The organism is Psychrobacter nivimaris (genome assembly GCF_009812035.1).
Classification (GTDB): domain Bacteria; phylum Pseudomonadota; class Gammaproteobacteria; order Pseudomonadales; family Moraxellaceae; genus Psychrobacter; species Psychrobacter nivimaris.
Window position 1 is genome coordinate 1 of the sequence record NZ_VZIZ01000004.1, and the last position, 11,767, is coordinate 11,767.

At 42.4% G+C, this 11,767-nt stretch carries 10 protein-coding genes and 1 tRNA gene; 9 read left to right on the plus strand and 2 right to left on the minus strand.

Translation table 11 applies throughout. The features are described 5' to 3' along the window. The first annotated feature begins 870 nt into the window (after window positions 1–870). The 5 genes from FQV37_RS01205 (at window position 871) to FQV37_RS01225 (ending at window position 4,138) form a co-directional block, all read left to right on the plus strand. A complete protein-coding gene (locus FQV37_RS01205; protein WP_057760924.1) occupies window positions 871–1,134 on the plus strand; it encodes a YrhK family protein in 264 nt (87 codons plus the stop codon). A 54-nt stretch (window positions 1,135–1,188) separates the two neighbouring features. Then, window positions 1,189–1,551: an ArsR/SmtB family transcription factor gene (locus tag FQV37_RS01210; protein WP_057760921.1), complete on the plus strand. Its 363-nt coding sequence runs from the start codon at window positions 1,189–1,191 to the stop codon at window positions 1,549–1,551. A 44-nt stretch (window positions 1,552–1,595) separates the two neighbouring features. Next, window positions 1,596–2,003 carry an arsenate reductase (glutaredoxin) gene (arsC, locus tag FQV37_RS01215; protein ID WP_057760920.1) on the plus strand — a complete coding sequence of 136 codons (408 nt, stop codon included), beginning with the start codon at window positions 1,596–1,598 and terminating at the stop codon, window positions 2,001–2,003. Beyond that, entirely contained in the window at window positions 1,990–2,763 is a 774-nt protein-coding gene (arsH, locus tag FQV37_RS01220; protein WP_083603586.1) for an arsenical resistance protein ArsH, read from the plus strand. Before arsC ends, arsH begins: the two co-directional genes overlap by 14 nt. Before the next feature lie 67 nt (window positions 2,764–2,830). Next, the gene (locus FQV37_RS01225; RefSeq protein ID WP_160020957.1) at window positions 2,831–4,138 is read left to right on the plus strand and encodes an arsenic transporter; all 1,308 of its coding nucleotides are present in this window, start codon (window positions 2,831–2,833) and stop codon (window positions 4,136–4,138) included. A 236-nt stretch (window positions 4,139–4,374) separates the two neighbouring features. Here FQV37_RS01225 and FQV37_RS01230 read toward each other — a convergent pair. Both FQV37_RS01230 and FQV37_RS01235 read right to left on the minus strand, forming a co-directional pair. Next, a tRNA-Asn gene (locus tag FQV37_RS01230) sits at window positions 4,375–4,450 on the minus strand. Window positions 4,451–4,705: 255 nt separating this feature from the next. Next, window positions 4,706–5,908, minus strand: a complete 1,203-nt coding sequence (locus FQV37_RS01235) for a pyridoxal phosphate-dependent aminotransferase (RefSeq protein ID WP_057760918.1) — start codon at window positions 5,906–5,908, stop codon at window positions 4,706–4,708. Window positions 5,909–6,462: 554 nt separating this feature from the next. Here FQV37_RS01235 and FQV37_RS01240 point away from each other — a divergent pair. From FQV37_RS01240 to FQV37_RS01255, 4 genes are all read left to right on the plus strand, one after another. Next, a complete protein-coding gene (locus FQV37_RS01240; RefSeq protein WP_160020958.1) occupies window positions 6,463–7,200 on the plus strand; it encodes an SDR family NAD(P)-dependent oxidoreductase in 738 nt (245 codons plus the stop codon). Window positions 7,201–7,279: 79 nt separating this feature from the next. Next, on the plus strand, window positions 7,280–9,007 hold the full coding sequence (locus tag FQV37_RS01245; protein WP_160020959.1) for an NAD(P)/FAD-dependent oxidoreductase: 1,728 nt from the start codon (window positions 7,280–7,282) through the stop codon (window positions 9,005–9,007). 83 nt (window positions 9,008–9,090) lie between these two features. Further along, window positions 9,091–10,101, plus strand: a complete 1,011-nt coding sequence (locus tag FQV37_RS01250; protein WP_160020960.1) for a DUF1365 domain-containing protein — start codon at window positions 9,091–9,093, stop codon at window positions 10,099–10,101. Window positions 10,102–10,230: 129 nt separating this feature from the next. Continuing rightward, window positions 10,231–11,685 (plus strand): SAM-dependent methyltransferase, encoded by a 1,455-nt coding sequence (locus FQV37_RS01255; RefSeq protein ID WP_160020961.1) that lies wholly within the window; start codon window positions 10,231–10,233, stop codon window positions 11,683–11,685. Window positions 11,686–11,767: the final 82 nt, after the last annotated feature.

The following is an 11,767-nucleotide window of genomic DNA, read 5'->3' on the forward strand; positions in this document are numbered from 1 at the left end:
AAAAACTTGGTAATCCGCCTCTTCAGTTTGATTTGCTTATTTCAAGTTGAGAGTGGGGTTAAGGTATATATTAATCTAACGTGACAATTATAAGTAAGTCACTATTCAATTAAGTTCACTATTCTAGTATTCTGATAGCTATAGCTGCTCTACTACGGTTCTTTGTATTTGGCATTGTAAGCTCTGTTTTGCTGTTTACAAAAATAGTTCTAAATTACTTATATTCTTATAATATTTCCTTTTCTTGTAAGAATGATTATAAAAAATTATAGCGATTCAGCTTATGTACGAAATATTTCTTCTATATACCATGTTATTCTTTTCTTCGCTTATCACTATTATTATAGTGGGTACTTTTTTAGTAGATGCATTTGTCTATTTATTTGGAGAGAAAATCAACTTCAAGACCGTTTCATATAACATATCTCCTGTTGGTAGAGAGTTTTGCTTAGGACATTGGCACTCTATAAATATAGTCTACGAATATGAGGTATCAGAAAAGAACTATAGTAGTAGTTTACTTAATTCTACGAATTCTGTGATGAAGCTTAGCTATGAAAGTGCTAATGCGAGACTGTCAAAGTGTCTGAATGAAAGTAAAGTTTACGTTGTTAAATCATTTCCTAAAATATCGATGATAATGCCTTTTAGCCAAGATCTTAGATACTATTTAGGATTGATCTTTAGCGTCTCATGTATGATATTTTCAGGTCTGAAAATTCTATAAGTGTAATAAAGTTATTGAACGCTAGTTAGTGAGGTTAAAAACAGATGTCTTATTTGATAAGCTATTCTACAATAGCTCATTGACAGCCGTGCTAGCCAATTGATATATCTATTGTTCAAATACATGCAAGCAAAGGATAAATTTTGAGCGACTGCAAAGCGTTAGATGTTGATATTGGGCAAGAGCATATTGCCATACAGCGACGATATGATGCTTTGGGCGCAGTAAATGATTTACTTATCGCTGTTTGGTTTTTGATTGGTAGCTTTTTCTTTTTGAAAGAATCGTTAACGACGGACGGCACATGGCTATTTATCCTTGGCAGCGCCCAACTACTTATCAAACCGCTAATTAAGCTAATCAGCTTGATTCATGTTGGTAGGGTATTTAAACGCACAAAAAAATAACAACCTCGTTCAAAACACATTGAATTATTTTAATATGTCTGTATTATTGGACATATGGAAATAACTAATGCTATCGCAAGCTTTGCTGCGCTCTCTCAAGATACTCGTTTAAAGGCTTTTAAGCTGCTAGTCAGCCATGAGCCTGAAGGCCTACCTGCGGGCGAAATAGCCCGTCAGCTCGCTGTTCCTCATAACACAATGTCAGCCCACCTATCGGTGCTGGCACGGGCAGGGTGGGTGGTCTCACAGCGTCATAGCCGGCAGATTATCTATCGTGCTTCGTTATTACATATGGATAACGTCATTCAGTTCCTGTTGCAAGATTGCTGTGCGGGACATCCAAAACTGTGTGCGTCACTCATGGATAGCCTGAGCGACTGCAGAGTAAATGAGTCTGCTGAGCAAAGTAATGATTAAACCAATTATCAATTCAATAAATACATAAAATAGGTGTAAACACTATGAAGCCATTAATCTTTCATAATCCTAAATGCGGTACATCTCGTAACACACTTGCCATTATTAAAGCGTCGGGTGAAGAGCCAGAAGTGGTGGAATATCTGAAAAATACGCCAACGCGCGACCGTTTAGTGGAGCTGTTGGCACAAATGCAGATTTCGCCTAGAGAGCTATTAAGAAGCAAAGAAGCTATTAATGATGAGCTTGGTCTGGATAATCCTGAGTTGTCTGACGACCAAATTATCGATGCCATGATTGCGCATCCTATTTTAATCAACCGTCCTATCGTAGTGACGGATAAAGGCGCTGCTCTATGCCGTCCGTCAGAGCGTGTGTTTGAATTGCTAGCAAATCCAGTAAGTAGCTTCACCAAAGAAGACGGCGAGGTTGTTACTCATGACAAACACTGAGGTTGACCAAACATTAGCAGTTGATCCTACTGTTTCGCCAGAATTTAGCTTAGACGATTTGCCCAATATTGATATAGATAATCTTCAGCCTATCGACATTGATTCTTTAGTTGCGCCAAATGATTCACGTCATCCGCCGAAAATATTAGTGCTATACGGTTCTGTCCGTGCACGCTCGTTTTCTAGATTGGCCGCTGAAGAGTCTAGCCGATTGCTACGTTGGTATGGTTGTGAAGTAAAAATGTTTGATCCGTCCGGCTTGCCGTTGCCTGACGATGTAGACTCAGACCATCCTAAAGTGCAAGAATTGCGGGAGCTGGCGCAGTGGTCAGAAGGCATGCTGTGGGTGAGTCCAGAGCGTCACGGCAGTATCACTAGTATTATGAAAGCGCAAATCGACTGGATACCGCTGTCACTAGGTGGCGTGCGTCCAACTCAAGGTAAAACACTAGCACTGATGCAAGTCAGCGGCGGCAGTCAGAGCTTCAATACAGTTAATCAAATGCGTATTCTTGGGCGCTGGATGCGGATGATTACTATCCCCAATCAATCTTCGATACCCAAAGCATTTTTGGAGTTCAACGACGACAATCGCATGGATATGTCTCCGTTATATCTGCGTCTTGTCGATGTCTGTGAGGAGCTAGTGAAGTTTACTTGGCTCACACGCGGACGTTCAGATTATCTCACTGATCGTTATTCAGAACGCGTTGAGAGTGCTGAAGAACTATCGAGCCGCGTCAATCAAAAATCGATCTAACCTCCTAATCGATCTAATTTCCTATATTAAATCGGCTGAATAAAATCAGCTTAAGTAAGGTCGTACAATGCTTGCATTTGCTATTTTTGTGGTCACTTTAGTCTTAGTTATTTGGCAACCTAAAGGATTGGGCATCGGCTGGAGCGCCATGGGTGGTGCTTTAGTCGCGTTAGCGCTTGGCGTCGTGCAGTTATCAGATGTGGGTATCGTCTGGGATATTGTCTGGGATGCGACCTTTACTTTTGTGGCGCTGATTATCATCTCGCTTATCTTAGATCGGGCAGGGTTTTTTGGCTGGGCTGCATTGCACGTGGCACGTCTTGGCAATGGGCAAGGGCGCTTGTTGTTTCCGATGATTGTCATATTGGGCGCCTTTATTTCTGCCTTTTTTGCCAATGATGGTGCTGCGCTATTACTAACCCCGATTGTCATTGCTATCTTGCTACGTCTGAAATTTTCGCCACCATCAGCTTTAGCATTTATCATAGCGACTGGTTTTATCGCTGATACGGCAAGCTTGCCATTGGTCACCTCAAATTTAGTCAACATTGTCAGTGCCAATTATTTCGATATTGGCTTTGGTCGTTATGCGGCGGTAATGGTACCGGTCAATATAGTGTCTGTATTAGCGACGCTACTGGTGTTGTGGGTTGTCTATGCGCGTCATATTCCAAAAACCTACTCAACTAGCGAGCTAAGCGCTCCAGAATCTGCCATTACCGATCCATTAGTATTCCGAGCTGCTTTTCCACTATTAGGCTTGCTACTGGTCGCCTACTTTGCAACAGAGCCGTTGGGGCTGCCTATTTCACTGGTTACAGGCATCGCTGCTGTTGCACTAATGGCAATCGCTGGTCGCATATGGCAAGGCGGGCGTGGTGCGGTGGTCTCTGTGAGCGATGTGGTACGTAAAGCGCCTTGGCAAATCGTACTATTTTCAATCGGTATGTATTTGGTGGTATATGGTCTGGGTAATGCAGGACTTACTGCTTATGGTGCGCAAGTACTCAACTGGTTGGGTCAGCAAGGCGCAGTCATTGCTACCGTCGGAACTGGGTTCTTGTCTGCTATCGTCGCTTCTGTGATGAATAATATGCCAGCAACGCTAGTCGGCGCGCTTGCGATTGATCAAGCACAAGTACCTGCGGCAACACGAGAGCTAATGATTTATGCCAATGTCATCGGTAATGATTTGGGTCCTAAGTTTACGCCGATTGGTAGTCTGGCTACTTTACTATGGTTACATGTGTTGGCAGAAAAGGACTACAAAATCAGCTGGGGGCAGTACATAAAGATTGGTCTACTGATCACGCCGCCTGTGTTGTTAGTGACACTGTTGGCATTGGTGTTATGGTTGCCAATGTTGCCAAGCTAAGCTAGCCAACAGAAAGCTTGCTACAGTTATATCCTATCGTGACAATGATATTTACTTTTAAATATCATTGTCATAATCAAGAATGAGATAAAATAGTTGTAAGCGTTTATCAAAAGAGCAACGGTGATAAATAATATTAAATGAGAGACATAAAAAAACCCTCATCAAATTGATGAGGGTTTTGGCAAATGCCATAATTGAATCAAAGTTGACTCAAGAAATTTACTACTAAAATGTGGCTCTCCAACCTGGGCTCGAACCAGGGACACACGGATTAACAGTCCGTTGCTCTACCAACTGAGCTATTGGAGAATAAGCTATAAGTACTTGAGACCTTACAACGAGCCTTAACAGTCTCTAACGAGTTCTTGCTAAGTGGGGCGTATTCTAGCAAAGTTAAAAAATACGTCAAGCCTTTTTTTGCATAATTAGTAAAAATTGTCATTTTAATGATGAGATAGCGTGTTTTTCCTAGTTATGCCTAAGACTCTCGTAAAAAAGACGCCCTATAGAGTGTATAGGGCGTCTTTTTTATGAACAGCGGTAAGGCTCGTTGCTATTTACGATTTATTCAGCAACGTCTAAATCAGCCACTGCTTTTTCGATACGCGATAGCGCATCTTTTAGCGTCGCTTCATCAGTAGCGTACGAGATACGCATATAGCCGCCGAGACCGAACGCATCGCCAGGTACGACTGCCACGCCTACTTTGTCCAATAACCATGCTGAGAATTCAGTACATGATGACAGGCCAGCTGCTTTGATGAGCGGTACGATATTTGGGTATACATAGAATGCGCCATCAGGACGCAAGCAAGTAATGCCTTTAATGGCATTTAAACCATCTACGACTAGGTCACAGCGTTTCTCAAAGGCGGCTACCATCGGCTCTAGTACGCTCTGATCACCACTGATAGCGACTTCCGCTGCCACTTGGCTGATTGACGTTGGGCATGAGGTAGATTGTGACTGTACCTTTTTCATCGCGCCGATTAGCTTAGCAGGGCCACCCGCATAGCCGATACGCCAGCCTGTCATTGCATATGCTTTAGACACACCGTTCAAGATGATTGCGCGATCTTTTAGCTCAGGTGCCGCGTTTAAGATATTGTAGAACTTATCACCTGTCCAGCGGATGTGCTCGTACATATCGTCTGAAGCTACATAGACTTGTGGATGTTTTTTCAATACTTCAGCGATGGCCTTTAGCTCATCTAATGTGTAAATCATACCTGTTGGGTTAGATGGGCTGTTTAATACCAATAGTTTAGTCTTGTCAGTGATCGCTTCTTCTAACTGCTCAGGGGTAATTTTGAAGTCTTGCTCCGCTGGGCATTTGACGATGACTGGCACACCTTCTGCGATGATAACCATGTCAGGATAGCTGACCCAGTATGGTGCTGGGATGATGACTTCATCGCCAGGATTGATAAATGCTTGGGCAAGGTTAAAGAATGACTGCTTACCACCGACCGATACTAGGATTTCGTTTGGCTCGTAGCTGATGTCATTGTCGCGCTTAAACTTCTCGATGATGGCTGTTTTTAGCTCTGGCGTACCATCGACAGCCGTATATTTAGTGAAGCCATCATTGATTGCATCGATTGCTGCTTTTTTGATGTGTTCAGGAGTATCAAAATCAGGTTCACCAGCGCCCAAGCCGATAATATCTTTACCAGCTGCTTTGAGCTCTTTGGCTTTATTGGTAATCGCTAGCGTAGGTGATGGTTGGATGTTGTTGACGCGGTCAGACAGTTGCAACTCGCTCATGAGAGATCCTTTTTTATATGAGGGTGGGATTTGTGAAAATCTGATATTAATTATATAACGTTTTCATTGCTATCAGGACAAGATGTCAGATAGTTTAAGAAAAGATAGCCTTATCTTACCGTAATACGGTGGTCATTCGATTATAGATGATGGTAATAATGCTTCGGCAAACGACGCGATTGCTAATTTTTGAATTGTAGCATGCTGATATTGAGCTGTCTTACGACGCTAGTAACAGAATATTGTGTCGTTGCTTGTGATAGTAGCACCCTTATAAAGATGACAAATAACATGCTTATATTAAGCTTGAGCCAGACGATTGCGAAGACACAACAATAAACCTGTAGCCAACCACTATAATTATTTAGATTTGTTAAATAAAATGGCTTATAGCTTAATAAAATGCGCCCAATGATATCTGCGAAGAATAACGATAATTAATAGCTAGTTGCTATCAAAGGTCTAAGGTTTTATTAGGTAATCAGTTTAAGAGCATTAATTCCATATTATGAAAATACTTAAAAAGATAAGAATACTCAAAAAGGATATTTACGATGACAGATTCTACTGAAAAATTACATATTCTCATTACTGGGGCGACGTCAGGCATTGGTAAGCAGTTGGCAAAAGACTATCTACTAGCAGATCATCATGTATATGCGGTCGGCCGTGACGACGAAGCGTTGACTGAACTTCAGGCGTTAGGCGCAGAAACGATTGATTTAGACTTAATGGATCGAGAAAAGGTCATCGAAGCTTTTGAAAAAATCGACAATGTCGATCTAGCAATTTGCGGTGCTGGCATGTGCGAGTACTTAGATATGCCGAACTTTGATAGCAGTGTCTTTATGAAAGTCATGTCGGTCAATATGGGTACGTTGTCGCATGCGATCGAAGGAGTGCTGCCAAAGCTAATTGCTTCAAAAGGTCGCTTGGTCGGTATCGGTTCAGCATCTGCTTATGTGCCTTTTGCGCGCGCTGAGGCCTATGGTAGCTCAAAAGCTGCTATCCATTATCTAATGAAGACACTACAGATTAGCCTTGCTCCGCATGATGTGTCAGTCAGCTTAGTCGTACCTGGTTTTGTCGAAACACCGATGACCAAACAGAATGACTTTCCGATGCCGTTTATCCAAACGCCAGCGCAGGCTAGCCAAGCCATACGCGACGGTATCGAAAGCGGGCATGAGGTGATTGAATTTCCGAAAAAACTAACCATGCCTTTAAAAGCATTGGGCACGCTGCCTGATTTGGTCTGGCAGCAAGTTAGTGAAAAACTTAATAAAAAATAATCTACTATTAAAAATAATCTACTATCAATAGAACTCTTAGCCATCATATCGACAGAAAAATACAGAAGGGAATGCTTTTATGCCGTTTACTCGTTTCAAGCGTGCAAGTAACCAAAAAAATGCTAAAACAAACTCTGACCATCAGACTACCCCAAAACGTATTGCTATCATCGGCTCAGGTGTATCAGGACTGACATGTGCCCATTATCTAGGTACGCATCATGATGTGACGGTATTTGAAGCCAACGATTATATCGGCGGGCATGTAAATACGATTGACGTGGCACTACAAGACGGTAAAAAAGCAAAAAGTAGCAATGTAGAGAGTAGTGCGATAGATACAGGATTTATTGTTTTCAATGAGCGCACATACCCGAACTTTTTCCGTTTGCTTCATGAGTTGCAGGTGCCGTTTCAGGCAACGGATATGAGCTTTTCTGTCAAAAATACTGCACGTCATTTTGAATACAATGGTCATACGCTCAATACTTTATTGTCACAACGTAAAAATGTACTTAATCCAAAATTCTGGCAATTTATCAAAGATATCTTACAGTTTAACAAGCATATCAAACAACTACGCCAAGATTACGACAGCGCACGCTCTCAAGGACAAGATGTCAGTAGCTTTGCAGAGCAAACGCTCGGTGGTTATTTGGCACAAAAAAAATACGGTCAGCTATTTACTGATAACTATCTATTGCCAATGGTATCGGCTATATGGTCAACCAGCCTAGATGAAGTGCAAGCATTTCCTTTGGTGTTTTTTGCACAGTTCTTTGACAACCATGGGTTGCTGGATGTGGTCAATCGTCCGCAGTGGTTTACGATAAAAGGCGGTTCAAAACAGTACGTCAATAAATTGATTCCACGCTTTATCAAAGCGGGTGGCAAGATACGGGTCAATAGCCCAGTACAGTCTGTAGTTCGTGATGGTGAGCAAGTAACTTTGACAGTACAGAATGCTTTGACAGTGCAGGATAAAGGTAACGCTGACAACCGTAGAGAAAAACTTGTATTCGACGAGGTTATTTTTGCTTGTCATGCAGATACCGCACTAAAGATATTAAAGGATGCGGGCACCGATGAATCTGAAGTATTAGGTCATTTCCGCTTTACCAAAAACACAGCTGTACTGCACACCGATACCAGTGTTTTACCTAAGAAGCCACTGGCATGGGCAAGCTGGAATTACTTAATAGATGAAACAGTTTCAGGCAGTGTTAAGGATGAGCAAGCGTTTGGAAACGCACAGATACCTGCAAAGCCAGTGCTGACTTATCACATGAATATCCTGCAACGCCTGACCAAAAAACACAATTATTTGGTCACATTAAACCCAGCTGTAGACAATAAAAGCGTTGATGATAAGCAGATAATTAAAAGCATCGATTACAGTCATCCAGTGTTCGATCTTGCGATGATTGAGGCGCAGACTAAATGGTCGAGTATCTCGGGTAACGGTTCGCACACACATTTCTGCGGGGCTTATTGGTTTAATGGCTTTCATGAAGATGGTGTACGCAGTGGATTACGCGTCTGTCGGGCGCTTGGTCTTGATATTGATATAAAAGATGAGGTTGACCCAGCTCATTTACCTGACGCTGATAGCGCGCACACGCCGTTTCGTTATAAAGATTTGCCTATAAAAGCGGATACCAAATTACGTAGACTGAACAAGCGCGAAGTAAACATAGCGACGACCAATCAGGAGCTGGTCGAGTATGCTAATCGTTTACAGAGTTCAACTGCTGATACGAGCCAATATAAGAAACGTGGCTTATTCGGTCGCCGTAAAACCAAATAATATGACGATTAATGCCGTTATGTATTCTAAGTGTTTTGAAAGATTCGCCATATAAAAGTATGCCGTTACATAAGAGACTATTTATGACCACGTCCGCTCAAGATACCAATACTAAGCCAAATCATGAGTCTTCTTATGATACAAATGCATTGCCGCATCAGCTGTTTGAGGGTACGACATGGCACAGTCGGCTGCTACCTAGTTTGAATAAATTCGTTTACCCTTATCGCTACTGGGGCGTCAATATTAGCGCATTGGCGACAGGGCAAGAACTTCCTGAAATTAGCACGGCGTCATTTGACGAGAGTAAGTTTTTAGAAAAATTACCATTACGTAAAGTATTACCGAAAAAGCTACTAGCGAAAGGTCTGCCTCTATTTTCAGCAAAGAAAAAGGCGCTACAACGATTCTGTCCGGATGACTACCTACAGCATACTGACCTACAGAGTGCTAATAGCCTAAGTAACTATGAAAAACATGATAGTAACGGACAATCTATTCAAGCACTAGAAAAACGTCTAAGCCGAGCATTCGAGAGATATGCTGGAAGCGCACCTGAAGGCGATATGTTGGGATTACTTGTTTGCCGCAATGCGGGCATGTACTTTAGCCCAGTCAATTTTTACTTAGGATTTGATGCGCAGCAGACGCCAACTCATCTATTAGCTGAAGTGTCTAATACGCCATGGGACAAGCGTTATTACTACGGGTTTCTGTTAGAAGGAGAAGATACTGAGTTCTGTCATGACAAGGATTTTCACGTATCACCTTTTAACCCTATCGATCAGCTGTATCGCTGGCAGGTTACGGTAAAACGTACAAAGACAGACGAGCAATCTAATACTGGATTACAAGTGCGTATCGCTATCAATATCAGTGATGAGCGCGGTGAAGTGCTAAAAACTGGTATAAAGATATCAGGGGTGCCAATGACAGAAGATGCCGTTCGTCATAGCTTGCGAAAAAACCCTCTGATGAATATAACATCATTAACACGTATTTATTGGCACGCGTTTAAGCTCTATGCGATTAAAAAAGTGCCGTATATCAACTACGATGAAAAATTGGCCGACAGTCAACAGAAAAGCAGCTAGCAGTATCGAACGCAAAAGATGTCTTATATTTACAGCAATCTTAAATATCAACAATCTAAAAATCTCGTTAATGTACTACTAAAAATCAACTATTGAACAATAAAGCATTTAAACAAGGATAAATACACGATGCCAGCACGACCGACCGATCGAGCACCAGTCACAAAACTAGAAAAATTAACTGCTCGTGTGAGCAAAGTGGTTAATGAAAGTGCTGTACTACAGCCAGTCAGCAATAGTGTGAATCACTTAGCTAGAAAGCTTATATTTCGTGCGTTACAGCACATTCAGTTTGGTAGCCTCACGCTGATTGAAACATTTGGCGAGCAGGAACCTAAGACAAGTAGTTTTGGTAAAGTAGCTACTAACGACGCTAGTAGTTCAGCGGTTGGTCGCCATTCACTACATGTGACATTACAGATTCATGATAGCGCTGTCTATCGTCAGCTATTACTTGGTGGCTCTATCGCGCTAGCAGACAGCTATATCGATGGTGAATGGGATACGGATGATCTAACAGGTTTGATTCGTTTGGCAGCTCGTAACTTAGCCGTACTCAATAAACTAGAAAATCGTTTTGCTGGTATTAGTAAAGCATTTGAAAAAGCGAAGCATCAACTACGTAGCAATGACAAATCTGGATCCAAATCCAATATCCTAGCGCATTATGATTTGGGTAATGACATGTATGAGCGGTTTTTGGACGATACGATGATGTACTCATCAGCAGTCTATCCTACGCCTGACGTGACGCTCAGCGATGCTCAGCAGCACAAACTGTCGCTTATATGCCAACGTTTACAGCTCAGCGCTGATGATAGTGTGATCGAAATCGGTACAGGGTGGGGCGGTTTTGCTATTTTTGCGGCCAAGCATTACGGCTGCCATGTGACCACCACGACTATCTCTGATGCCCAGTATGATGAAGCGAAGCGACGAGTCGAAGCGGCAGGATTGTCTGATAAGATCACGCTTCTTAAGCAAGATTACCGCGAGTTGACGGGGCAATACGACAAGCTGGTCAGTATCGAGATGATTGAAGCGGTGGGTCATGAGTACTTACCGACTTTCTTTGCTAAGTGTAATAGCTTGCTCAAGCCGACAGGTCTTATGGTATTACAGGCTATCACCTTTAACGATCAGAATTATCAAGACTATATCGATTCAGTCGATTTTATCCAAACGCATATTTTTCCAGGGGGCTGTCTGCTCTCAAACCAAGAGCTGACGACCCAATTCACTGAGCAGACCGATATGGTCGTCAAGCAATTGCATGATTATGGCTTTGATTATGCTTACACACTGCGTGACTGGCGTGCTGCGTTTATGGCGCAGCGTACAGAGATTCAAGCGCTTGGCTATGACGATGCCTTTATCCGCCTATGGGAGTTTTACTTTTGCTATTGCGAAGGTGGGTTTTTGGAGCGCACGATCGGTGTGGTCCAAGTCACTGCGGTCAAGCCTAACAATATCGACACGCTGCATTTTTCCGATTTGCCAAGTGCGGTCTTGAAGAACGAAACGGTTTCGAACGATGAGACGGCCTTTAATGACGCAGATATGGCAGACACTGCGTCAGTATAAGTCTGATGATATAGATATGGTTTGTTCATAACATTCATAGGGTCTCAAACTCTATAGACAGTTTGAGACCCATATGTTGAGA